The following is a 25,496-nucleotide window of genomic DNA, read 5'->3' on the forward strand; positions in this document are numbered from 1 at the left end:
CTCACAAGGGGATGTTGCCGTGCTTCTTCGCCGGCAGGGTCTGACGTTTGGTCCGCAGGGTCCGCAGCGCCCGCGCCACGTGCAGGCGGGTTTGCGACGGCGTGACGACCTGGTCGACGTAGCCGCGTTCGGCGGCCAGGTACGGGCCGCCGTGGTGCTCGCGGTACTCGTCGGTGAGCCGGCGGCGCGCCGCTTCCCGCTGTTCCGGGGGCCGGGCGGCCAGTTCACGCCGGTGCAGCACCTGCACCGCGCCTTCGGCCCCCATCACCGCGATTTCGGCGGTGGGCCAGGCCAGCACGACGTCGGCGCCGAGGTGCTTCGAGCCCATCACCGCGTAGCCGCCGCCGTAAGCCTTGCGCACGACGACGGTCACCTTCGGCACCGTCGCCTCCGAGTAGGCGTAGATCAGCTTGGCGCCGCGGCGGATGATCCCGCCGCGTTCCTGCCCGGTGCCCGGCAGGTAGCCGGGGACGTCGGCGAGGGTGAGCAGCGGGATGCCGAAGGCGTCGCAGAAGCGTACGAACCGGGCGGCCTTCTCGGACGCGTCGATGTCGAGGACGCCGGCCTGGTGGCGTGGCTGGTTGGCGACGATGCCGACCGTCCGGCCCTCGACCCGGCCGAACGCGCAGATCATGTTGGCCGCGAAAGCGCTGTGCACCTCGGTGTACTCGCCGTCGTCGGCCAGCGCGGCGATCAGCTCGGCCATGTCGTAGGTCCGGTGCGGCGAGTCGGGCACCAGCCGGTCGAGCGCGAGGTCGGCCGGCGTGACGACCGCGCTGGTGTCGTCGGCGTATTCCGGGGCGAGGTCGAGGTTGTTCGACGGCAGGTAGGCGAGCAGGGTCTGCACCCACTCGACGGCGTCCTCCTCGTTCGCGGCCCGGTGGTGGGCGTTGCCGGCCACTTCGGACTGCACGGCCGCGCCGCCGAGCTCCTGCGCGGTCACCCGCTCGCCGGTGACGGCGTGCACGACGTCCGGGCCGGTGACGAACATGTGCGAAGTCCCGTCGACCATCACGGTGAAGTCGGTGATCGCCGGCGCGTAGACGGCGCCGCCCGCGCACGGGCCCATGATCATCGAAATCTGCGGGATGACGCCGGACGCGTGGGCGTTGCGGCGGCCGAGCTCGGCGTAGTACGCGAGCGAGACGACGCCTTCCTGGATCCGCGCGCCGCCGGAGTCGTTGATCCCGACGACCGGGCAGCCCAGCGACATCGCGAGGTCCATCACCTTGAGGACCTTCTCGCCCGAGACCTCGCCCATGCTGCCGCCGAAGACGCTGAAGTCCTGCGAGAACACGCAGATCTGCCGCCCGTCGACGGTGCCGTGCCCGGTCACGACGCCGTCGCCCCACGGCCTGTTCGCGTCCATCCCGAACTCGGCGCACCGGTGCCGCGCGAACTGGTCGAGTTCCACGAAGGACCCGGGGTCCAGCAGCAGCCCGATGCGTTCGCGCGCGGTCAGCTTTCCCTTGGCGTGCTGCCGGTCGACGGCCCGCTTCTCGGCGATCCGCACGGCTTCGTCCTGCCGGGCGGCGAGGTCGGCGATCCGGAACGCCGTCCCCGGCGTGAGCTCGTCCATCACCGCACCACCGTTCCGAGCCGGGCAGCGAGCGCGGCGGCCAGCGCCGTCACGTGCGGCGGGTCGATCATCGACACGTGGTCACCGGGCACCCGCACGACTTCGAGGGCGCCGCAGTACGCGTCCCAGCCGAGGGTGTCGTCGGTGCGCAGGTACCGCGGGTCCAGCGCGGTGGTCAGCGGATGCGGCTCCTGCGCCCGCAGCAGCACCACGCGCCCGCCGCAGGGCTCGGGGACGTACCGCTCGGCGACCCTAGCGTCCACATAGGACTCGTACTGGTGCCGCAGCACGCCGGCGCCGAGGTCCGGCACGAGTTCGGCCAGCTTCGCCATGACCCACCGGATCTGGGCGTCTTCGTCGAGCCGCGTGAGTTCTTCGCGCGGCACCGAGAACGGCACCCCGTACGTGCGCGAGACGTGGTCGGCGAACCGGTCGAAGCGGTCCAGCAGCAGCTCTTGCGCCGGTGTGCCGGGTGCGGGCAGCGGCAGGATGGTGTCGATCAGGAACACCAGTTCGGCGCCGCCGAGCTGCCGCGCGGTCTCGTAGGCGAGGCAGCCGCCGAACGACCAGCCGCCGAGCCGGTAGGGCCCGTCCGGCTGGATCTCGCGGACCAGCTCGGCGTAGCAGGCGGCCTTGGCCTCGACGGTGTCCTCGTCGTCGATCCGCTCGAACCCGTACACCGGCTGCCCTTCCGGCAGCAGCCGCACGAGTTCGCGGTACACGCTCGCCCGGCCACCCGCGGGGTGGAACAGGAACACCGGATCGCCGGCCCCGTCCCGCAACACCCGCACCGGCCCGCCGCCGTGCCCCTCGAGCTCGTCCCGCACCAGATCGGCCATCGCGGCGACGGTCGGGGTGTCGAACAGCCGCTCGGGCAAGACATCGAGCTCGGCGGCGAACAGCGCCCGCAGCCGTTCCGGATCCCCGCCGGCGGCGAAGAAGTCGTCGTGCACCCCGGGTTCGGCCCCGCCGACGACGGTCCGCCAGTGCCGCGCGACCCACCGTTCAGCGGGATCCCGCGGCCCGGCGACCACCCGCTCGACCGGCGCGGCGGTCCCGAACCCGGCCTGCTCGGCGAGGTGCCCGGCGAGTTCGGCGAGGCTGGCTCCGCGCAGGAGGAGCGGAATCGGCAGCGGCAGCCCGAAGTCGCGTTCGACGGCGCCGCGAGCGCGCATGGCCGAGAGCGAGTCCAGCCCGAGCCGGGTGAGCGGCACGTCCCGATCGACTTCGGCGAAGCCGAGGAGTCCCGCGATGAGCCCGGCGAGGTGGTCGCCGATCGCGGCCCTGGCCTGCTCGGGCGTCGCCGCCCTCAGTGCCTCCACACCGTCCCAAGTGGACTCGCGCCGCGGGGTGAAGATTTCGAAGAACGGACGTTCGCCGAGACGTGGGAACATTTCCAGCACGGTTTCGGCGTCGATGCGGGCGACCCCGGTCTCTCGCCGATCCCGCGCCAGCACGGCGTCCAAGGCGGCCAGGGCTTCTTCGGTACCGAGCGGGGTGAGCACCGGATTGACCGACCCGGCCGCGGCGCCGACCTCGCCCCAGGCACCCCAGTTGATGGTCGCGGCGGGAAGCCCCCGCGCTCGCCGCCAGGCGACGAGGGCATCGGCCCAGGCGTTGGCACTGGCGTAGGCGGCCTGCCCCGGCGACCCGAACAACGCGGCGGCGGAGGAGTAGACGAGCCACCAGTCGAGGTCGTGCTCGGCGGTCGCTTGGTGCAACCGCCAGGCACCCAGAGCTTTGGGCCGCCAGACGGCTTCGATCGTCGGGCCATCGAGGGTGATCGCGGCCCCATCGCCAAGCACCCCGGCGGCGTGCAGCACCCCACGAAGCGGCACACCCCCTTCGACGGCAACCGCAACCAGCTCCTCGGCGATCCCCGGCTCGGCGATGTCGCCGGGCACCACGCGGACTTCGACGCCCGGGTAGGCGCGGGACTGAGCATTTTCGGCCTGGTCGCCGGTCACTTGCCCGCCCACGCCTGCCTCGGCGAGACCACCAGCCACTTCCCCAGCCACGGCCACCTCGGCGAAACCGCCGGCCGCCTGCCCACCCGCGGCCGCTTCGGCGAAACCACCGACCACTTGCCCGTCCACGCCCGCTTCAGCGAGGCCACCGGCCACTTGCCCACCCACGCCTGCCTCGGCGCAACCGTCAACCCCTTCCCCAGCCGCGGCCGCTTCGGCAGAACCGCCGGCGCCCTGCTCAGCCATGCCCGGCTCGGCGAGGCCACCGGCCACTTGCCCACCCGCGCCTGCCCCGGCGAGCTCACCAGTCACCTGCCTGCCCGCCCCGGCGAGCCCGCCGGCCGCTCGCCCAGCCAAGCCCACCTCGGCGAGACCATCGGCGGGCCGCCCAGCGCCGGCCGCTTCGGCGAAGCCGTCGGCGCCTTGCCCAGCCATGCCCGGTTCGGCGTGGCTGCCAGCCGCTCGCCCACCCACGCCCGGCGCGCCAGCCGTTCGCTCAGTCGCGCCCGAATCGGCGAGGTTCGCAGCCGAGCCCCCCTCGGCGCGCAGCGATCCGAAGCCCAGCTCGGCCGGGTCCACCGCACGGCGGCTGCTGAGCACCACCCGCGTCGCCCCGCGCTCGGCCAGCCACTTCGCCGCCACCAAACCGAGGCCGCCCAGCCCGCCCGTGATGATGTACGCGCCCTCCCGCACCGGCTCGCGGATCGGGTCGCCGAGCTCCGGACGGGAGAGCCTCCGCGCGTACCGGACACCGTCGCGCCAAGCGATCTCGTCGTCCGGGGCGTCCGCGTGGATCTCGTCGCGCAACCGGGCGAAGTCGTCGCAGTCCACCAGCGACGCCCGCAGCTCCGGGTGCTCGAACGCGAGCACCCGCACCAGCCCGCGCACCGCAGCCGGCCCGGGATCGCCCGCCTCCCCGGGCCGCACGGCCTGCGCGCCCGCCGTGACCAGCCACAACCGCGGCGGTGCCGGCAGCTCGGCCAGCTCGGCGACGACCCCCGTCAGCGTCTCGACCAGCCGCGCGGCCGCCTCGGGGTCCGGACCGCCCGCCGAACCCAGGCGGGCGATGACCGCGGTCGTCTCACCGTCCCGCAACAGCTTCGCCAGCGCCGCGCGGTCTCCGAGACCGGCGGTGTCCAGCTCGATCCAGTGGTGCTCGCGCGACGGTGCCTCGGGCAGCTCCACCGGCTGCCAAGCCGCCTCGAGCAGGAGGCGCCCCACCGCCGCATCGCGCAGCCGGCGGCAATAGACGTCGCGGAACTCCACCAGGATCACGTCCTCGGCGTCGACCAGCTGGACGCTCCCGAGCAGGCCGTCGCCGGACGGCGCGACCACCGCGTCCACCCGCACGCCCCGCCGGGGTTCGCCCGCGACGACCACCTCGCCGATCGAAAGCGGCAGGTAGAGGCCGTCCGCCGAACCGACCGCCGCGGCCAGTGCGTGCAGGCAGGCGTCGGCGAGGGCCGGGTGCAGCACGTACGCCGGGTGGTCGGCCTCGGGCAGTGCGATCGACGCCGACGCGCGGCCGCCGCTGGCCACGACCCGGCGCAGGCCGCGGAACGCCGGCCCGTAGGACTGCCCCAGCTCCGCCAGCGCGCGGTAGACGTCGACGGGCTCGCCCTCGACCGCCCCGAGCGGCGGGGACGGCGTCCCGCCGGTCCCGATCCGCGCGGTGGCGTGGCGGACCCACTCGCCGGACGCGGACCTGGCGTGCACGCTCAGCTCGCCGCCGGTCAGGGTGGTCGTCACCTCGGTGTGCCCGGCGAGCGGGAGCACCTCCCGCAGTTCGAGGTCGTGCACGTGCCGGCCGGCGGCCAAGGCCAGCTCGAGGAACCCGGTCGCCGGGAACACCGGGCGGTCCCGCACGGTGTGGTCGGCCAGCCACGGCAGCACCTCGGTGCCGACGTCGGCGCGCCAGAGGTGCCCACCGTCCGGGTGTTCGATGTGGACACCCAGCAGCGGGTGGCCGCCGCCGGCGCGGACGGGCCGCCGCGGCCAGAACCGCTCGTGCCGCCAGACCGGCCCCGGCAGCTCGACCGGCGCCGCCGCGGGCCGGGCGGCGAGCACGCCGGGCAGGCCCAGCACGTGCAGCCGGGCGAGGCTGGTCAGGAACGCCGTCCGCTCGTCGGCCCGGCGGCTCCCCGACGCCAGGCCGAGCACGCCGGCCTGCTCGATCGCGGCCAGCGCGACGGGGTGCGGCGCGATCTCGACGAAGACGGTGTGCCCGTCGCCGGCCGCCGCGGCGAGGGCCTGGCTGAACCGCACCGGACGGCGCAGGTTCGCGGCCCAGTACTCGACGTCGAACGCGGGCGTCTCCCGCGGATCGTCGAGAACGCTGCTGTAGCAGGGAATTGTGGCCGGACCGGGGACGAGCCCGGCCAGGTCGGCGCGCAGCCGCCCGAGCACGGCGTCGACGGCGGCGGAGTGCCCGGCCCCGCCGACCGGCAGCCGTCTTGCCAGCCTGCCGAGGCTCTCGGCGTGCTCGACCAGCGCTTCGACCTGGTCGGCGGGCCCGCTGACGGTGCACTGCGTCGCCGACGCGTACACCGCGATGGCGACCTCGGGGAAGTCCGCGAGTTCGGCCGGCGACAGCTCGACGACGGCCATCGCCCCCTCCCCCGACTCGTCGAGTTCGGTGAGCAGCCGTGCCCGGGTGGCCATGACCCGCAGGCCATCGCCGACGTCCAGCGCCCCGGCGACCACGGCCGCGGCGACCTCGCCCATGGAGTGCCCCAAGACAGCGGCCGGCGTGACACCGTGCGCCCGCCACAGCGCGGCGAGGGCGAGCTGCACGCCGAAGAGGGTGAGCTGGGTCGCGGCCAGGTCCGGCAGGTCGCGGCTCAATGCCTCGCGCAGCGAAAACCCGGCCTTCGCACGGAAAACGGGATCGAGCGCGTCGACCTCGGCCCGGAAGGCGGGCTCGGCGCCGAGGAGGAGCCTGCCCATCCCGCACCACTGCGAACCGTAACCGGAGAAGACGAAGACGACGCTGGGCTCGTGCTCGGCTTCGCCCACGACACCGGGGCCCGCCGCCAGCTCACGCAGGGCCTCGACCACCTCGCCGCGGCTCTCCCCCACCACCGCACCCCGCGCCGGCAGGTGCTCCCTCCGGTGGGCCAGCGTCGCCGCGACCGCCCCCAGCGGCACATCGGACGCGGCGAGCCAGTCGGCCAGCTCCCCGGCCCGCGCCCGCACCACCCCGTCCGACCGCGCCGAAAGCGCGAACACCTGCGGCTCCGCCGACTCCCCCCGAGGCGGGAACGCCGCGGCGGGCCATTCCTCCAGCACGACGTGGGCGTTGGTCCCTCCGAACCCGAACGCCGAGACCCCGGCCCGCGCGGTCCCGGAGTACCGCGGCCACGAAGTCCCCTCCGTGACCACCCGCAGCCCGCTGAAGTCGATATACGGATTCGGCGTGCTGAAGTGCAGGCTCGCCGGCAGCCGCCGGTGCGTCATGGCCAGCACCACCTTGAGCAGCCCGGCGATCCCGGCCGCCCCTTCGAGGTGCCCGAGGTTGCTCTTCACCGACCCGAGCAGCAACGGCCGGTCCGCGCCGCGCCCGAGTACCGCCGTGAGTGCCCCCGCCTCCAGCGGATCCCCCAGCGGCGTGCCGGTCCCGTGCGCCTCGACGTAGTCCACAGTGGACGGATCGATGCCCGCGTAGGCGTCCCGCAGCAGTGCGGCCTGTGCCTCGGGGTTCGGTGCCGTCAACCCGTTGGAGCGCCCGTCCGAATTCACCGCGCTGCCGCGCACCAGCGCCAGCACCCGGTCGCCGTCCCGCCGGGCCGCGCGCAACGGCTTCAGCACGACCACGCCGCACCCCTCGCCCCGGACGATCCCGTCCGCGCTCGCGTCGAACGGCTTGCACCGGCCGTCGGCGGCGAGCACCCCCGCGCGGTGGAAGCCCGCCGTGATCCCCGGCGACAGCAGCACGTTCACCCCCGCCGCCAGCGCGAGGTCGCTCTCGCCGCGGCGCAGGCTCTCCACCGCCTGGTGCACCGCCACCAGCGACGACGAGCACGCCGTGTCCAGCGTCAGGCTCGGCCCGCGCAGGTCGAGCAGGTACGACAGCCGGTTCGCGGCGATGCTCGCCGCCGCGCCGGTGCCCGACCAGACGTCGACGCCCGCGACGTCGGTCATCGTCAGCGAGCCGTATTCGGTGGCCGACAGCCCGACGAACACGCCGGTCCGGCTGCCGCGCAGGCGCTCCGGCGGGATCCCGGCGTGCTCCAGCGCCGCCCACGCGACCTCCAGGAGGATCCGCTGCTGCGGGTCCATCGCCTCGGCTTCGCGCGGGGTGATGCCGAAGAACGCCGCGTCGAACCCGGCGACGTCGTCGAGGAAACCGCCGCGCGCCGGCAGCCCGGCCAGGTCTTCCGCGGGCGCGAACGTCTCCCAGCGGCCTTCCGGGACCTCGCCGATGGCGTCCCCGCCGCCGTCGAGGAACCGCCAGAACGCCGCCGGCGACTCGAGCCCACCCGGCAGGCGGCAGCCGAGGCCGACGATCGCGATCGGCTCCCCGGCCTCCCGCCGCGGCTCCGGGACCGGCGCCGTCTCCACTGTGGACAGGTGGGCGGCGAGCGCGGCGATCGTCGGGTACTGCCAGACGAGCGTCGGCGCCAGCGGCCGGCCGACGAACCGGCCCAGGTCGGCGGCGAGCACCGTCGCGTCCCGTGAGGACAGTCCGAGTTCCTGGAGCGGGCGGTCGGCGTCGACGTCGCCGAGCCGGGCGAGCAGCCAGGCGCGGATCCCGGCCGCGTTCACCCGAGCCGCCGCTCGGTCAGCGAACCGTCCGCATAGGACGCCCGGGAGCGCGCCCGGCTGATCTTGCCGCTCGACGTGCGCGGCACCTCGCCGGGCGCCAGGAAGACGACGTCGTGCAGGCGCAGCCCGTGCCCGGCCGACACCGCGGCCCGCAGGTCCGCCGCGGCGTCGGCGACGCCGGCTTCGAAGTCCTTGGCGCGTTCCAGCACGACCACCGCGGCCTCCCCGTCGGGGACTTCGATCGCGAACGCCGCCGCCGAGTGCGGTCGCACGGCGGGATGCGCTTCCACGGTCTGCTCGATGTCCTGCGGGTAGTGGTTGCGGCCGTCGACGACGACCAGGTCCTTGAGCCGGCCGGTGACGAACAGCTCGCCGTCGAAGACCACGCCGAGGTCGCCGGTCGCCAGCCAGCCCTCGCCGGTGTCCGGGTCGAGCGGGGGCAGGCCGAAGGTCGCCGCCGACGCGTCGGGCCGTCCCCAGTAGCCGCGGCCGACGTTCGGGCCGCTGACCCGGATTTCGCCGACTTCCCCCGGCTCGACGTCGCTCCCGGTCACCGGGTCGGCGATCCGCACCCGCTGGCCCGCCGGGCGGCCGCACGAGACGAGCGTCGTGCCGGACGCGGCCGGCACGGCGAGCCCGGCGGCGAGGCGGTCCCGGTCGAACGTGACCTGCCGGGCCACTTTCCCGCTGTCCGTCACGGAAACGAGCACGGTGGCCTCCGCCAGGCCGTAGGAGGAGCGGTGGACCTCGGGTCGCAGCCCGCACCCGCCGAAGGCGTCCTGGAACTTCGCGATGGTGGCCGGCAGCACCGGTTCGCTGCCGTTGATCAGCGACACGACCCGGCTCAGCTCCAGGAAGTCCTTTTCGGCCTCGGTCACGCGGGAAGCGCTGTAGGCGTAGGCGAAGTTGGGGGCCGCGCTGATCGCGCCCGGACTCGCGGAAAGCGCTTGCAGCCACCGCGCCGGACGTTCGAGGAACGCCAGCGGGTCCATCAGCACCGAAGCCATCCCGCCCATCATGGGCGCACCGATGCCGAGGATCAGGCCCATGTCGTGGAACAGCGGCAGCCAGCTGACCGTCGACGTCGTCCGGCTCTCGACCCCGTAGGCGGCGCAGGCTTGACGCGCGTTGGCGAGCACGTTCCGGTGGGTCAGCACGACCCCGGCGGGCGACCGCGTCGACCCCGACGTGTACTGCAGGTAGGCGGGCGCGTCGGGATCCGGCCGGGGCCACTCGCGCGCTTCGGCTTCCGGCAGCGCGTCGACGGCGACAACCTCCGGCCCGGCGGTGAATTCGCAAACAGCGTCGAAGTCGGCCGAGGTCGTCAGCACGACCCGCGGGGTGCAGTCGGCGAGCGCGCCGGCGAGGCGGCCCTCGTGGCCGGGCAGGCCGGGCGCGAACAGCGGCACCGCGACCAGCCCCGCCCGCAGCGCGCCGAGGAACGCCACGACGTAGCCGACCGACTGCCCGGCCAGCACCGCCGCCCGCTCCCCCGGTGCCGCGAGGTCCGCGAGCCGCGCGGCGACCGCGTCGACGCGCTCGTCGAGGGCACGCCAGGAGAGCGTGACCGCGCGACCGTCCGCGGTGGCGCGGTAGTCGAGGTGCGTCACGGCGGTTTCGTCGCCGAGCACCCGCGCCCACCGGCCCAGCAGGGTCGCGAACGATTCGCCGTCGCCGAGCGTTTCCGGTGTACCGGGAATCGGCTGGGAAATGGTTTCCATGGTCCCTCGCAGAGAGCGTTTACCGGCGCAGTGAATAGCCGCGCCCGTGCGGTTGTCAATCGGCGGATCCCGGATGCTCACCGGGAAACGGGTCAGGGCACCGCGCGTTTGTCACGCGGCGACGAAGTATCGGCGGAACGGGTCTTCGACACGCGCACGGCCAGCAGCGCACCGGCGAACGTCAACCCGGCCGCGGTGAGCAGCCCGGTGGTGTAGCCTCCGGCCAGCGCGGCCGGGGGTGCGGTACCCGCTTCGAGCCGCGCCGCGCGCACCGCCGTCAGCACCGCGCCGATCAGCGCGACACCGAGCGCGCTCGACAGCTCGCGCGCCGCGGTGAGCAAGCCCGACGCCGTGCCGGAATGCCGCTCCGCCACGACGTCCAGCGCGTGCGACGTCATCGGGACGGTGAACGCCGAGCCCGCCCCGATCAGGACCAGGCCGGGCACGCGGGGCCAGATCTGCGGGATCGCGTTCACCGCGGCGAGCGCGAGCAGCCCGGCCCCGACCACGGCGAGCCCCGCCGCGACCGTCCGAAGTGGACCGTGGTGGGCGACGGCTCCCGGCACCAGCGGCGTCGCGGCGACGACCGCCACCGCGACCAGCACCAGGGGCAGCCCGGCGCCGACCGGGCCGAGGCCGAGGAACTCCTGGTGCAGCAACGGCGTGAAGAAGAAGATCCCGGAAATCCCGAGTCCCCACAGCAGCTGCAGGCCGAGCGAGCCGGCGAACACGCGGTTCCCGGTCAGCTCCGCGGGGACCAGCCGGTCCCGCGCCCGCCGCTCCCGGACGGCGAACCCCACGCCGAGCGCGGCACCCGCGGCGAACAGCGGGAGCGCGAACCGGGGTTCGGCCAGTGCGGCGGTGAGCAGCACCAGGCTCGCCGTCACCAGGACCATCGCCGCGAGCGGCGGCGCGCGGGTGTCCCCACCGGCCCGGCCGGGGACCGTCGGCAGCAGCACCAGCATCGCCACCACGAACGGGAGGTTCACGAAGAAGATCCAGGCCCAGCCGAGGTATTCGCTCAGCACCCCGCCGAGCGCGGGGCCGAGCGCCAATGCCGCGGCGAGGCACGCGGTCCAGACCGCCGCACCGAGCGTGCGACCGCGCGCGTCGAGGTTCGTGCGCAGGAGGCTGAGCAGGCCCGGCACCAGGAACGCGGCCGCCATCCCCTGCAGCACCCGGGCGGCGACCAGCAGCCACAGCGACCCGGCCAGCCCACCTGCCGCCGCGCCGAGCCCGAACGCGAGCAGCGCGGCGGTCAGCGTCCGGCGAGGACCCCAGCGGTCGGCCAGCGCGCCCCCGGCCGGTAGCAAGCCGGCGAAGGGGAGCATGTAGCCGAGCGCGATCCACTGCAGCGCATCGAGGTCGAGAGCGAGGTCGCGGCCGATCGACGGCGCACCGGCGGCAACGATGGTGTTGTCGAGCGTCGTGACGAACGCACCGAGCGCGAGGAGTACGAGGGTCTTCATCGCGTGCTCCCCACCGGCTCGCGGGTGAGGACGGGCCGCCGTCGCGGGAACCACCAGTTAGCGGCGCCGAAACGGGCCATCACGGCGGGCACGAGCACGCAGCGGACGACGACCGCGTCCAGCAGCACGGCGACGGTCAGCCCGACCCCCGCTTCCCGCACGACGCGGGCGTCGACGAAGGCGAACGACACGAACACCAGCGCCATGATCAGCGCGGCCGCGCTGATGGTCCGGCCGGTCGCCGCGACGCCGTCGACGACCGCGGCCCGGGTGTCGCCGTGGCGGCGCCAGGCTTCCTGGATGCGGGCGATGAGGAAGACCTCGTAGTCCATCGAGAGCCCGAACAGCCCGGCGAACAGGAACACCGGCAGGTACGGCTCGATCGGGGCGCCGAAGGTGCAGACCACCGCGCCGGTCGTCGCGGCCGCGGTCAGCAGGTTCATCACCGCCGCCGTCAGCGGGATCAGCACGCTGCGGAACACCCAGGCGAGCAGCAGGACCGCGATGCCGACGACGCTGACCAGGAACACCGGCAGCCGCGCGGTGATCGCCGCCGAGAAGTCGGCTTGGGTCGCGGCGATCCCGCCGACGTGCGCGTCCGGGCCGCCGATGGTCGCCGCCATGGTCCGCGTCCAGGCCAGCAGCCCGGCGGTGGCCGGGTCGCCGGGCGCGGTCCGCGGGACGACGGTGAGCAGCCAGCCTCCGCCGGACAGCGCGGTCGGCGGGCCCGCGTCGGCGCGGGCGAGCACCGCTTCCCGCAGCGTGCCCAGCGAGGCGTCGCCGGTGCCCACCACCAGCAGCGGGGCGCCGGCGCCGGGCCCGAACCCGTCGGTCAGCAGCTCGGCGCCGGTCCGGGTGATGCTGCCGGGCGGATCCTGCGCGGCGTCCGGCACGCCGAGCCGCAGCCCGGTCATCGGCAGCGCGAGCACGGCCACGACCAGCACCGCCGCCAGCGTGTACGGCCGGGGCCGCGCGGTCACCGAACGCGCCAGCCGGGCCCAGCGGCCGCCGTTCCCGCCGGGCTTGACGCGCATCCGGGCGACGGGCCGCAGCAACGCGGGCAGCAGGGTCAGCGCGGCGAGCGCGGTCAGCAGCACCGAAACCGCGGCGGCCACGGCGATCCCGTCCAGGAACGGCATGCCGACGGTCAGCAGGCCGCCCAGCGAAACGCACACGGTCACGCCGGCGAAGACCACGCTGCGCCCGGACGTCGCGGCGGCGGTGGCCAGCGCGACCGGCGGCGGGGCGCCTTCCCCGAGGCCCTGCCGGTAGCGGGTCAGCAAGAACAGCGCGTAGTCGACGCCGACGCCGAGCCCCAGCAGCGCGGCGATCTCGGTGCTGATCTTCGGGACGGTCATGACGTGCGAAAGCAGCGTGACCGTGGCCAGTGCGCAACCCACCGAAACCGCCGCCGTGAGCACCGGGAGCAGCACGCACGTCATCGAACCGAAGGTCACCAGCAGCACCAGGGCCGCGGCGAGCAGGCCGATCCCGGCGTTGCCGAGGTCTGGCGCGGCCGCCGTCATCGCGGCGAGTTCGCCGGCGGCCCCGGCGGTCAGGCCGCGGGCGTCGCGCACGACCGCGGCCAGCGCGTCGGCCACCGGCTGCCCGAGGTCCGCGGCCGGCGCGTCGAACCGCACGCCGAGCACGGCGGTCCGCCGGTCGGCGGAGAGCCCGCCAGGGGTGACCGCGACGACGTGCGGCAGCGCGGCCAGCCGGGCGGCGAAGTCGTCGAGCCGGGCCCGGCCGGTGCCGGTGTCGAGCGGGCTGTCCGGCGTGCGGGCGACGACGCGTTCCTCGGCCCCGCCGGCACCGTTGCCGCGCAGCAGGTTCGCCGCCGCCGTGCTGTCCGCGGCGGGCAGGTCGATCGTGTCGCGGAAGGCCGCGCCGGTGTGCAGCGCGGCGGAACCGAGGCCGCCCAACGCCACCAGCCACAGCACGACGACCGCGGCGGCGCGCCGGGAGCACCACGATACGAGCGTCGTCATCCGGCCTCCTCGGTTGATCACGCTAACAACGAGGAAGGGCGCGAAGATACCGTCCCGCACCACAAATCGAGCCGCGGAAACCCTTGTGCGCGTGAGTGTTCCGCCGTTTGGCGGACAGGTGACAATAGTGGCCGCCGCCATTGGTCCCCACGTGACAGAACCCAGTCGCGCGGCAGGATCGGCGGTTGCCAACTCCGATCCCGTGTGAGTACATGACCTTCGCGCACCGGTGCCGGAAAGGGGTTGTGGCATGACGACGACCACCCAGGTGATCCCGAGACCCCGGGGCACCGGCCGCGCCCGCCAGCTGTGGTGCTCGCTGCCGGCGGAGGTCGCGCGGCGGTTCCGGCCGCACGCCGACCCGCTCGCCCGGCGGATCCTCGAGGAGGTCCAGCGGGCCGTACCGGAGTACGCCAAGCCCCTCGAAGGCGAGTTCGGCAAGGTGATCGTGCTCGCGATCGAGCAGGCGGTGCTCAGCTGCATCGACAGCATCGAAGACCTGCCGTCCACACCGGACGATTGGGCGAACTTGTTCGTGGAGGTCGGCAAACGCGTCCACCACGACGGCGGCAGCGTCAACTCGCTGCAGGCGGCCTACCGCGCGGGCGGCCGCGCGGCGTGGCGGTACATCGCGGAACTCGGGCAGGCGCACCGGTTCCCGGCCGCGGTGCTGTGCATCGGCGCGGAGGCGATTTTCGCTTACGTGGACGAGATTTCGGCGTATTCGGTCGAGGGGTACACGCTGGCGCAGGCGATGGCGACGGGCACGCTCGAACGCCGTCGCCGCCGGCTGCTCGAACTGCTGCTCGCCACCCCGCCGTCGTCCCCGGCGACGCTCGCGACGATGGCCGAAGCCGCGCGGTGGCCGATGCCGGAGCAGGTCGCGGTCATCGCGCTGGAGCCGTGGACCGGACCGCACCCGCCTTCACTGCACTTCGCCGACGACGTACTCGTGGACCTCGACGGTCCCGAACCCTGCGTGCTGACCCCGCACCCGGACCGTGACCTGCTCGGCCTCGAAGGCCGCCTGCCCGGCCGGCGCGCGGCGGTCGGCCCCCGCGTCCGCCCGGCCGACGCGGCGACGTCGGCGAGCTGGGCCCGCCGCACGCTCGCCCTGGCCCGCCGAGGCCTGGCCGGTGACCAGCCGGTGGCGCACACGGCCGACCACCTCGCGACGCACTGGCTGCTGGCCGACCGCTTCCTGCTGGACGAGCTGTCGGCGAAGGTCTTCGCGCCCTTCGCCGATCTGACGGCGAAGCAGCAGACCCGGCTGGCGGAGACGTTGCTGTGCTGGCTGGAGCACAACGGGAGCACGCCGGAGATCGCACAGACGCTGGGGATCCACCCCCAGACGGTCCGCTACCGGGTGGGCCAGCTGACCGAGCTGTTCGGCGACCGGCTGGCGGATCCCGCGCGGCGCTTGGAGATCCAGATGGCGTTGCGCGCCCACCAGCTGCTGGGAACACCCGCGTCGGGCTCTTGACCGCGCCCCGCGCGCGATCCTAGAGTTCCGGCACGGTGTTAGCGTTAACAGCGTGCTGGAGGGCGTCCCGATGACCGCACCCGTTCCCGAGTTCTTCGGCCGCGCCGGCGACGAGGACGTCCACCGCTACACGCTGACCCACCCCGGCGGCCTCACGGTGCGGATCCTCGACTACGGCGCGGTGATCCAGTCGATCGAGGCCCCGGACCGCGACGGCCGGTGTGAAGACGTCGTCCTCGGCTACCCGGACCTGGCCGGGTACGTCGCGAACAACCACCCGGACGCGGCCCGGGTCTTTCTGGGCGCGGCGATCGGCCGTTTCGCCAACCGCATCGCGGGCGGCACCTTCACCCTCGACGGCGTCCGCCACCGCGTCCCGCAGAACGACGGCAAGAACAGCCTCCACGGCGGCCCGGCAGGATTCGACACGCGAGTGTGGTCCGCGACGGTGCTGCCCGACGGGGTACGTCTGACCCTGATCAGCCCGGACGGCGACCAGGGGTACCCCGGCTGCCTGACGACCGAGGTGACGTACCGCCTCGAGGCACCGGGGCGGCTGCACATCGGTTATCGCGCGACGACGGACGCGCCGACGGTCGTCAACCTGACCAACCACACGTATTGGAACCTGGCCGGCGCGGGCGATGTGCACGACCACCACGTGGAGATCGCCGCGAACCACTTCTGCCCGACGGATGCGGGCCTGATCCCCCTGGGCGCGCCGGTCCCGGTGGCGGGCACGCCGTTCGACTTCCGCCACCCGTCCCGGATCGGCGCACGCATCGGTTCCGGCGACCCCCAGCTGAGGCTTGCGGACGGCTACGACCACAACTGGGTGTTGGCGGAGGGGGCTCCGTTCGCCGCGCGCGCGTGGGACCCGGCGTCGGGGCGCCTGCTCACGATGCGCACGACGGAGCCGGGCCTGCAGTTCTATTCGGGCAACCACCTGCCCAAGCGCGGTGCGGGGTTCGCGTTGGAGGCGCAGCACTTCCCCGACTCACCGAACCACCCGGACTTCCCGACGACGGTGCTCCGCCCGGGCGAGACGTACCACCAGGAGACGGTGTACGAGCTCAGCACAGCGGACGGCCTGCCTGCGGAGTGATGGCGGCCCGCCACCGCCGGCCACCCGACCGCGGCGGTGGCGTCGGCGGCTATCGAGCCGCACGGGCCGCGCCGACGATGCGGCCCGCAGTCGTTGGACCCCTCGAGTGCGGCGGGCCGTCTGCCGGCCGGCACCGCAGCCGCCTGGCCGCGGCGGGTGGCCAGCGGCGGGGTGAGCAAGCGCCCCGCACCCGCAGCGAGCGGGCCGCAGCGGCGCGACCGGATGGCCGCCGGTGGGGGGTGCGAGCGCCCGGCACCCGCAGCGACCGGGCCGCAGCGGCGCGACCGGATGGCCGCCGGTGGGGGGGTGCGAGCGCCCGGCACCCGCAACAAGCGAGCCGCCGCGGCGCGGCCGGATGGCCGTCGGCGGGATGAGCAAGTGCCCCGCACCCGAAGCCGCCTGGCCGCAGCGGGTGGCGTGAGCAAGTGCCCCAGCGCCCGCAACGACCGGGCCGCCGCGGTATAACCGGGTGACCGTCGGTGGAGTGAGCAGGTACCCGGCACCCGCAATGTCCGGGCCGCCACGGCGCGGCCGGGTGACCGCCGACGGGACGAGCAAGCGCCCCGCACCCGCAACAACCGAGCCACCGCGGCGCGACCGGGTGGCGTGAGCAGCGGTCCGGCTGCGGCGGCGCCCCGGCGGTGGCGTGGGTGACACTTCGGTCACTCGCGCCGCGGTGCGCGGTTACCCTCGCCGGTCATGGGAGATCTTTCCGCCGACCTTGCGCCCACCGGTGTGCTGCGGGCCGCCATCAACCTCGGCAATCCCGTGCTCGCGCACGGGACCGCGACCGAACCCGGCGGGGTCACCGTTGATCTTGCGCGGGAGGTGGGCGCGCGCCTGGGGGTCGAGGTCGAACTCCGGTGCTTCCATGCCGCCCGGAAGTCGTTCGAGGCGCTGACCTCGGGTGCCGCCGACCTGTGCTTCCTGGCGATCGAGCCGGCGCGGGCGGCCGAGGTCGCCTTCACCGCTCCCTACGTCGTCATCGAGGGGGTGTACGTCGTGCCCGACGGGTCGCCGGTCCGGTCGCCGGGCGATGTTGACCGGCCCGGGGTGCGGATCGGTGTCAAGCAGGGGTCGGCGTACGACCTCTACCTCACCCGGACGCTCTCGCACGCCACGATCGTCCGCGGCGAGGACGGGGTCGCCGTCTTCGAGGAGCAGGGCCTCGACGTGGCCGCCGGGATCCGGCAGCCGATGACGGCCTACGTCGCCGCGCGTCCCGGGACACGGGTCGTCGATGAGCGGTTCATGCAGATCCGGCAGGCCGTCGGGACCACCCCGGACCGCCGGCCCGAGACCATCGCCTTCCTGCGTGACCTGGTCGAAGAGCTGAAGGCGAGCGGGTTCGTCGCCGACGCCCTGCGCCGCGCGAACCAGGGCGACGCGACCGTCGCGGACTGACTCTCAGGCCAGCCGGGGCAGCACCTGGGTGCGCCAGGCTTCGAAGAACTTCTCCTGGTCGGGCCCGATCTGCTGGACGTACACCTCGTCGAACCCGGCGTCGGCGAACTCGCGGACGGCCTCGACGTGCCGGTCGGCGTCCGGGCCGCACGCGAACTGCTCCCGGACCATGTCCTCGGTGACCAGGCTGGCCGCGGCTTCGTAGTCGGCCGGGGTGGGCAGCACCGACGGCAGCCGGCCGGGGAGCAGCTCGTTGCGCCACAGCCGGTGCGCGGTGCGCACGCCGTCGTCTTCGGAGTCGGCCCAGCACACCTTGAGGCCGCCCTGCACCGGCCGGTCGCCGCCACCCGCCTCGCGGTACTGGCGGACCAGGTCCGCGTCCGGCATGACGGTGCAGAAGCCGTCGCCGGCGCGCGCGGCCAGCTCGGCGGCCGCGGGGCCGAACGCCGAGACGTAGATCGGGACGGGCTCGTCGGGCACGGTGTAGAGCCGCGCGTGGTCGACCGTGTAGTGCCGGCCGCGGTGGTTGACCTCCTTGCCGGTGTGCAGCTCGCGGATGACGTCGATCGCCTCTTCGAGCATCTCCAGCCGCACCGGCGGCGAGGGCCACCGCTCCCCCGTGACGTGCTCGTTGAGCGCCTCCCCGGTCCCCACCCCGAGCACGAACCGGCCCTCGAACTGGACCGCCGCGGTGGCGGCCGCCTGCGCGACGACCACGGGGTGCGTGCGGATGATCGGGCAGGTCACCGCCGTCGAGATCGGCAGCGACGTCACCTCGCTGAGCGCGCCGAGCACCGACCAGACGAACGGGCTGCTGCCCTGCTCGTCCAGCCAGGGGTGGAAGTGGTCGGAGACCCACAACCGCTCGAAGCCGGCGGCCTCGGCGAGCCGGGCCTGGCGGACCAGCTCACGCGGCGAGAACTCTTCGGAAGACAGGAAATAGCCGACACTCACCATTCCCGGGGACTACCACCGGCGCGCCCGCCAAAACCCCCGCACCGGGTTGTCCGGACGTTGATGTCCGGTCCTCGCGCCCCGGCGCCGGACAACGGCCGTGCGTTAGACCTGAAGATCATCTGATCTGGAGGGGACGACCACCATGACTCGCCTGCCGGCCCTCGCGCTGACCTTGCTCGTCTGCGCCGCCACCGTCCACGGCCCGGGCGGCGCCGCCTTTCGCTACCGCGTTCGAGCACGCTGACCGGGGCGTCGGCGCGCACTCGATCGCGGTGCACCGGGTGCTCACCCGGCTCTCGGTGGAGCCCGCCGGTCCGGGGAAGCCGGTGCGGATCCACGTCGTGCTGGCGGAGGTGACCGTGACGACGGCCTTCGTGACGCCCGGTCAGTCGGCCCAGGTCCGGCGCCCCTGACATCGGGAGGCCCACCGACATCGATCATCCGTTGCCGCCGTCATCGATGCGTTATTGCGTCTTCTCGACGGTCGCAACGAGTGCTACGTTCCTCGGGGTGCAGGTCGAGACCCGAGGGGCTGCGATGAGGCTTACTCCCAGCGCTCACACCGACTCGTTCTGCCGCGACCGGCTGCCACCCGGCGAGCAGTGGCCGCGGCTGGTGTTCGACCTGCCGGAGCTGAGCTACCCGGACCGCCTCAACGCCGCGACGGCACTGCTCGACGCCACGGCCGCCCGCCTCGGCCCGGACCGCCCGTGCCTGCGTTCACCGCACGAGACGTGGAGCTACGGCGACGTACTGGCGCGCGCCAACCGGATCGCACACGTGCTCACCGCCGAGTTCGGAGTCGTGCCCGGCAACCGCGTGCTGCTGCGCGGCACCAACACGCCGTGGCTCGCCGCGTGCTGGCTCGGCGTTCTCAAGGCGGGGGCCGTCGCCGTCACGACCATGCCGATGCTGCGCCGCCACGAGCTCGACAAGATCGCTGACCGCGCCCGCCCGAGCGTCGCCCTCTGCGACGAGCGCCTGCTCGACGAGCTGCCGCCCGGCCTGCCCGCGGTGCCCTTCGGCACCGAGACGGCCGAGCTGGCCGGCCGCTGCGCCCGCCACCCGGCGACCTTCGCCGACGTGCCCACGGCCGCCGACGACGTCGCGCTGCTCGCCTTCACCTCCGGCACCACCGGGACACCGAAGGCGACCATGCACTTCCACCGCGACCTGCTCGCGATCGCCGACACGTTCTCCCGGCACGTCGTGCGCCCCACCGCGGACGACGTGTTCTGCGGAACGCCGCCGCTGGCGTTCACCTTCGGCCTGGGCGGCCTGCTGGTGTTCCCGCTGCGCGCCGGCGCGTCCACGCTCCTGGTGGAACGCGCGACGCCCAAGGAACTGGCCTCGGTCGTCGCCGAGCACGGCGTGACCGTGCTCTTCACCGCGCCGACCGCCTACCGCGCGATCCTCGGCGCCGGCGACGGGCCGCTCCTGGCCGGCGTGCGCCGCGCCGTCTCCGCCGGGGAAGCGCTGCCCGGCGCCGTGGCCGAGCGGTACCGCGAGGTCACCGGCCGCCCGCTGATCGACGGCATCGGCAGCACGGAGCTGCTGCACGTGTTCATCTCCGCGGCCGACGACGACGTCCGCCCCGGCCGGACCGGCAAGGTCGTGCCCGGGTTCCGCGCCGCCGTCCTCGACCTCGACGGCGCGCCCGTGCCCGACGGGACCCCCGGCCGGCTCGCGGTCCAGGGCCCCACCGGCTGCCGCTACCTCGAAGACCCGCGGCAGGCCGACTACGTCCGCGACGGCTGGAACATCACCGGCGACACCTACGTCCGCGAGTCCGACGGCTACTTCAGGTTCGTGGCGCGCAGCGACGACATGATCGTCTCCTCCGGTTACAACATCGCGGCCCCGGAGGTCGAAGAAGTGCTGCTGACACACCCCGACGTCGAGGAGTGCGCGGTCGTCGGCACGCCCGACCCGGACCGGGGCTCGGTCGTGACCGCCTTCGTCGTGCCGCGACCCGGCGCCGTTCCCGGCCCGGACCTCGTGCACGCCCTGCAGGAGCACGCCAAAGCCGTTGCGGCGCCGTACAAGTACCCGCGCCGGGTGCGCTTCATCGACGCGCTGCCGCGCAACGCCAGCGGGAAGCTCCAGCGGTTCCTGCTGCGCGAGCGCTGACGGGGGTGACGGACCCGCTGCCGAGGTGGGGTGGCGGTGGGCCCGTCACGTCTGAGGGAGGTCGAGGACAGGACCCCAGCTTAGCCGAACATTCGAACACGTGTTCGCGTCTGTTCAGGTGAATTCCGACCACGAATAGTCACCATAACCCCGGCTTTCCCGCCCATTACAACACTTCCGGGCGACATTAAGTCCTCAATGGACAGTCACAGAGCACCACAAACGCGCTCCGGGGACCGGACGGCGGCCCGTCACGCGCCCGGCCACCCGCCGCGGACGGGGTCCCGCGAAGCGCGGTAAAACTCCGGACACGGCCCTGACCTGGTCCGCAGGACCATCACCCCGGCGCGCCGCGGAGGCGGTCGCCGGGGCCGGAACCCGACCCCATAAGGTTTTCGCGCAGCCATCCGGAGGTGAACGCCAGCGTGCCCGAGGTCGACTACTACGAGGTGCTCGGCGTCCGCCGGGACGCCACGGCGTCCGACGTCAAAACGGCCTACCGCAGGCTGGCCAAGAGCATGCACCCGGACGGCGGCGGCACCGTCGGCACGTTCCGGCTGCTGCGCGAGGCCTACGACGTCCTGAGCGACCCCGTCAGCCGCGCCCGCTACGACTCCGGCGGCGCCACCGTGGTGCCCGTGCCGGTCCGCCCGCGGCCCCGGCGGCGTTTCGGCGACGAGCCCGGGTTCGTCCCCGACCTGCCCGACCTGGACGCCGAAGACCTGAGCTGGTGGCACTTCGCCGGCGAGGACACCCGGATGCGGCACGGCCGCCGCCGCGGGCCGGGGCACACGCCGGTCGTCGCCGCGGTGGCCGGGATGGTGCTCGTGCTGCTGCCGCTGGTCACCGGGGTCGGGTTCTCGCCGCCGGTGCTCGTCGTGTGGCTGCTGCTGACCGCGGGCACGGCAGTGCTCGTCCAGCGGCTGGCGCGCGGCTACCTGCGCGCCGCACGGGCCCGCGACGCCTACGCCGAGGAGTTCGGCGGCCGCACCACCTTCGGCGCGCCGGGCACCGAACGCGACGAGCTGGCCGAGCGCCTGACGGCCGAGCTGCTCGAGGCCTACCTGACCCGCCTCCCCGGCGCCCGCATCTTCCACGGCCTCGCCTGGCCCGGCTCGGTGTTCGCCGACGTCGACCACGCGGTCCTGTGCGGCAAGCGCCTGGTGCTCATCGAGTCCAAGCTCTGGCTGCCGGGCCACTACGAGACCGCCGAGGACGGACGCCTGCTGCGCAACGGGAGGCCGTTCCGCGGCGGCGGGAGCCGGCTCGCCGAGAGCCTCGCGGCCTACCGCGACCTGCTGCCGGGCGTGGCGCTGCGCGGCGCGATGATCGTGTACCCGAGCCGCAGCGGCGACCTGACCACGGCCGACCCCGGCGACCTGACGGCGGCGCCGATGACGCCGGAGGAGTTCCTGCACGAGATCGGCGAGTGGCTGGCGGCCGATCCGTCCACTGTGGACCACCAAGCGCTGCGGACGGTCCGCGACCAGGTCGTCGGCGGAGGCGGCCGCGCGGCGTGACCCGGCCCGCCTCGCTCCCGGCGCGCGGCGGCGAGCCAGGGCTGTGCCGGACCGGCGTGGCTGGTCCGGCGGTCACACCGTCATGAACGAGTCGTTCACCTCGCCGGACGCGGTGAAAGGGTCGTTCATGACTTCCGGACCCGCCGGCCCGCCACGCGGGGTCGCCGGACCAGCGGCGCCGGCCCGATGAGCCCCGCCGCCACGCTGGGCACCGTCCTGCTCGCCTACCTCCCGGCCGCGGTCTCCCCCGGCCCGAACTTCATCCTCATCGCCCACACCGCGGCCGCCGGCACCCGCCGGGCCGCGCTGGCCGTCGCGCTCGGGGTCGTCGCCGCCGGGGGTCTCCTGGCCGCCGTCGCCGTCTTCGGGCTCGGCGCCGTCCTGGCGCACCACCCCTGGCTCGCCACGACCCTCCGCATCGTCTGCGGCGCCTACCTGGCCTGGCTCGGCCTCCGCCTGTGGCTGACCGCCAAGGCCCCGGAATCCGCCCCGCCGGAAGCCCGCGGCAACGCGTTCCGCCGGGGCGTCGTCAGCAACCTCACCAACCCGAAGGCCGCGGCCTTCTTCGGCAGCGTCCTGACCGCGACCCTGCCGCCCACCGAGCCCACCGCCGTCAAGGCCGCCGCCGTCGCGCTGATCGTCGCCGCGTCGGCGGCCTGGCACCTGAGCGTGGCCCTGCTGTTCTCCTCCCCCGCCACCCAGCGCTGGTACGCCCACGCGAAACCGGCCCTCAACCGGGTCGTGGGCACGATCCTCGTCGTACTCGGGGTCGTCCTGGCCACAACGCCGTGAAGGCCCCCTCGCGGCGGGCGAGGAGGCCTTCACGAACCCACGAGAACTACCGGACGCCGCCCGAAGCGCGCTGCTTCTGCGCGTGCGCGGAGCGGGTGCAGACCTCGCCGACGTCGACCGTCTGGCCGCGGTCGACGAAGACGTCCGCCACGCCGACGAGCTTGCCCTTCGGCGACGAGCACGTCAGCTGGTAGGCCTCCTTCGTCCCGTACGTCGGCGGGATCGGCGACGAGAACGACACGTCCCCGGCCCAGTCGTCGACGGCGTTCGGGTCGGCCTGGTCGTAGTTGACCACCACGGCCTTGTAGTCGCCGGCCGGCGGGTCGAACAGCACGGCGTGCTCGGACGTCGTACCGCCGTTGGCCGACGAGCTGACCAGGTTGCCCGCCGAGTCGTAGACGTAGAGGTCCCAGTCGGTCGCGGTGTTCGCCCAGTTGATGTTGACGCTGAACTTCCCGTTGTCGACCTTGGGCAGGCCGTCGACGTGGAAGGTGAACGAGTCACCCGCTGCGTCGGCCGGGTAGTTCTGGTTGATCGGCGGCACGCCGGCCGGGTTGGCGACCGCGTAACCCTGCTGCGCCGGGCCCTGCGGGTCGCGCCCGTACCGGCCGGCCACGTACGGCCGCGTCGACGGGTTGACCGACCAGGCGAAGCGCCCGCCGGAGGTGGTGAACTTCGAGTTCAGGTCGTCGGTGTAGTAGATCGGCGGCTTGGTGGAGCCGTCGGGCTGGATCACCGGCGACGTCGGCGTCTGGAACGTCTTGTGCAGCTTGAGCTGGTAGCCCTTCGGCGCCGAACCGATCAGCGTCGAGTGCTGCTGCGGGTCGGCCGCGTTGCCCAGCATGTCCAGGAACGCCTGCCGGTTGCCGCCCTTGCCGGCCCCGGCCGCGGGGGCCAGGCCTTCGTACTCCGCCACGACGCTGTCGGCGTAGGGGCCGTGGAAGCCGTTGCCGCCGACCTCGATGGTGAAGCCCCAGCCACCGGTGGCCCAGTACGACCAGTCTTCGGTGGTGCCGGTGGTGTCGTAGAGCGCCCAGCTCGGCTCGCTGGTGTAGCCGTTGCGCGAGGCCAGCTTGTCGCCGAGGGCCTTGTACTGCGGTTCCTCCAGCGGCGCGCGGACGTCCGCCACGCCCGGCGGGCGCAGCACCAGCGCGGCGACGGTGTGCATCGTGATCAGGTTCGTGACCTGGCGCGACGACACGATCGAGCGAACGTTGCGCACCTCGGGCTCGCTGAACGGCGCGGACCCGCGGAAGGTGTCGCCGCTCCAGGACAGCTCGGCGCCGTTGCCGCCCCAGAAGCCGCCGTAGTTGCGGTTCGGGTCGGTGCCGCGGACGCGCCCGCCCGGGTTCGCCTTGCACACGCCGGTCGCGAACTGCGGCGGCGAGTCGTTGACGTTGCAGTTCTTGCGCTTCATTTCGTAGTCGAACCGGGTGAAGTCACCCTTCGGCTCGGCCTCGCGGGAGATCTCGAAGCCGTCCGGGTTGACGATCGGCACGATGATGTTGCGCGTCTTGCTCACCATGCTGCGGATGGCGGCGTCGTGCGAGTAGCCGTTGATCAGCTCGTACGCCCACTCGATGACGTGCTCGGCCGCCGGCCACTCCCGGGCGTGGTGCACACCCATGGTGAAGTTGACGGGCTTGCCGTCGGTCACGTTCTTGACGTCGGTGGCGATTTCGACGCCGACGACGTCGCGGCCTTCCCAGGTCGATTCCGGCATGGTGAACGCCGAGACCAGGTTCGGGTTCTTGCGGGCGAGCTCCTTGAGCTCGTAGTTGTACTCGTAGAGGTGCCGGTAGCTGGTGCGCCCGGACGGCAGCGCGGAGGCCGCGGTCTTCGCGGCGTACTCGCGGTCGGTCTTGGCGTCCTGGACCGACTTGGCCGACAGGTCCGCCTCGACGACCTTCGACTTGAAGCCGCTGTCCTTGAGCGTCTTGCGGTCGGCGTCGTTCGCCAGCACCACCTCGACGCCGGTCGCGTCGCCCTTCTCGGTGACGTCGAGGCCTAGGCCGTTGAGCTTGTTCTTGTCGGCGCGTGTCGGCGTCTCGACGCGGACGAGCTCCGCGCGCTGCGACGCGGCCGCGGTGCCGGTCGGCGTGCCCTGCGGGGTCAGCGCGAGGAAGTCGACGCCGAGCTGGGCCTGCCCGGCCGAGCCGCCGTAGCGGCAGCCCTGGACGACGAGCTGCTGGCCCTTCTTCACGAAGCTCTCGGCGAGTTCGTGGGTGCGCAACGCGGTCGACGCGGCGACGACGGCGCCGGTCGCCTTGTCGAAAACGGCGACGTCCCAGTCGCCTTCGGTGCCCGGCGTCGCCTTGAGGCGGGCCTGGACGAGACCGTCCACGGTGGACGTCAGCTCGCGGCGATCGGTGCCCGAGGTGCCCTTGGGCAGCACTTTCGCGAAGCACGAGCGGGGTACGGACTTGTCGGCGCGCAGGATGTTCTGCGCCGCACCGGCGGTACCGGCCGGTAGCGCGACGAACGTTCCGGCCAGCGCGACGGCCGAAGCCAGCAACACTAGCCGTCTTGGTGAATTCCCCACAGGAAAAGACCTCCTTGCCGAGGCCGGCAGCACGGACGTACCGGTAGCGAGTGACCATAATGGAGGAAATCCGGC

Annotated in this window: 14 protein-coding genes; 7 read left to right on the top strand and 7 right to left on the bottom strand. The window is 73.7% G+C overall.

The annotated features are described in order from the left end of the window. Position 1 precedes the first annotated feature (1 nt). The 5 genes from AB0B33_RS25105 to AB0B33_RS25125 form a co-directional block, all read right to left on the bottom strand. Positions 2-1,579, bottom strand: coding sequence for an acyl-CoA carboxylase subunit beta (locus AB0B33_RS25105; protein WP_360776055.1), 1,578 nt, complete (start codon positions 1,577-1,579; stop codon positions 2-4). After that, entirely contained in the window at positions 1,579-8,310 is a 6,732-nt protein-coding gene (locus AB0B33_RS25110; protein ID WP_360776058.1) for a beta-ketoacyl synthase N-terminal-like domain-containing protein, read from the bottom strand. The genes AB0B33_RS25105 and AB0B33_RS25110 overlap by 1 nt, the downstream gene beginning before the upstream one ends. Further along, the gene (locus AB0B33_RS25115) at positions 8,307-10,031 is read right to left on the bottom strand and encodes a fatty acyl-AMP ligase (protein WP_360776061.1); all 1,725 of its coding nucleotides are present in this window, start codon (positions 10,029-10,031) and stop codon (positions 8,307-8,309) included. The genes AB0B33_RS25110 and AB0B33_RS25115 overlap by 4 nt, the downstream gene beginning before the upstream one ends. 92 nt (positions 10,032-10,123) lie before the next feature. Next, positions 10,124-11,500, bottom strand: a complete 1,377-nt coding sequence (locus AB0B33_RS25120; RefSeq protein ID WP_360776064.1) for an MFS transporter — start codon at positions 11,498-11,500, stop codon at positions 10,124-10,126. Further along, a complete protein-coding gene (locus AB0B33_RS25125) occupies positions 11,497-13,488 on the bottom strand; it encodes an MMPL family transporter (RefSeq protein WP_360776067.1) in 1,992 nt (663 codons plus the stop codon). Before AB0B33_RS25125 ends, AB0B33_RS25120 begins: the two co-directional genes overlap by 4 nt. 250 nt (positions 13,489-13,738) lie before the next feature. Between AB0B33_RS25125 and AB0B33_RS25130 the strand changes: the two genes are divergently transcribed. From AB0B33_RS25130 to AB0B33_RS25140, 3 genes are all read left to right on the top strand, one after another. Next, a complete protein-coding gene (locus AB0B33_RS25130) occupies positions 13,739-14,971 on the top strand; it encodes a helix-turn-helix domain-containing protein (protein WP_360776070.1) in 1,233 nt (410 codons plus the stop codon). Between the two features lie 52 nt (positions 14,972-15,023). Beyond that, positions 15,024-16,076 carry an aldose epimerase family protein gene (locus AB0B33_RS25135; RefSeq protein ID WP_360776073.1) on the top strand — a complete coding sequence of 351 codons (1,053 nt, stop codon included), beginning with the start codon at positions 15,024-15,026 and terminating at the stop codon, positions 16,074-16,076. Positions 16,077-16,775: 699 nt separating this feature from the next. Continuing rightward, a complete protein-coding gene (locus tag AB0B33_RS25140; protein WP_360776076.1) occupies positions 16,776-17,480 on the top strand; it encodes a transporter substrate-binding domain-containing protein in 705 nt (234 codons plus the stop codon). 3 nt (positions 17,481-17,483) lie between these two features. Here AB0B33_RS25140 and AB0B33_RS25145 read toward each other — a convergent pair whose 3' ends face one another. Further along, the gene (locus AB0B33_RS25145) at positions 17,484-18,437 is read right to left on the bottom strand and encodes a TIGR03557 family F420-dependent LLM class oxidoreductase (protein WP_360776079.1); all 954 of its coding nucleotides are present in this window, start codon (positions 18,435-18,437) and stop codon (positions 17,484-17,486) included. A 281-nt stretch (positions 18,438-18,718) separates the two neighbouring features. On the opposite strand from AB0B33_RS25145, the gene AB0B33_RS25150 reads away from it, so the two are divergent. The 4 genes from AB0B33_RS25150 to AB0B33_RS25165 all read left to right on the top strand — a co-directional run bounded on the left by AB0B33_RS25150 (position 18,719) and on the right by AB0B33_RS25165 (position 22,879). After that, positions 18,719-18,850, top strand: coding sequence for a hypothetical protein (locus AB0B33_RS25150; RefSeq protein ID WP_360776082.1), 132 nt, complete (start codon positions 18,719-18,721; stop codon positions 18,848-18,850). Positions 18,851-18,974: 124 nt separating this feature from the next. After that, positions 18,975-20,567, top strand: coding sequence for an AMP-binding protein (locus tag AB0B33_RS25155; RefSeq protein WP_360776085.1), 1,593 nt, complete (start codon positions 18,975-18,977; stop codon positions 20,565-20,567). Positions 20,568-20,992: 425 nt separating this feature from the next. Next, positions 20,993-22,087, top strand: coding sequence for a DnaJ domain-containing protein (locus AB0B33_RS25160; protein ID WP_247024289.1), 1,095 nt, complete (start codon positions 20,993-20,995; stop codon positions 22,085-22,087). 186 nt (positions 22,088-22,273) lie between these two features. Continuing rightward, positions 22,274-22,879, top strand: coding sequence for a LysE family transporter (locus tag AB0B33_RS25165; protein ID WP_360776088.1), 606 nt, complete (start codon positions 22,274-22,276; stop codon positions 22,877-22,879). Between the two features lie 46 nt (positions 22,880-22,925). On the opposite strand, the gene AB0B33_RS25170 is transcribed toward AB0B33_RS25165, so the two are convergent. Continuing rightward, a complete protein-coding gene (locus tag AB0B33_RS25170) occupies positions 22,926-25,397 on the bottom strand; it encodes a M14 family zinc carboxypeptidase (protein WP_360776091.1) in 2,472 nt (823 codons plus the stop codon). Between the last annotated feature and the right edge of the window lie 99 nt (positions 25,398-25,496).

The organism is Amycolatopsis sp. NPDC049159 (assembly GCF_040648295.1).
Classification (GTDB): Bacteria; Actinomycetota; Actinomycetes; order Mycobacteriales; family Pseudonocardiaceae; genus Amycolatopsis; species Amycolatopsis pretoriensis_A.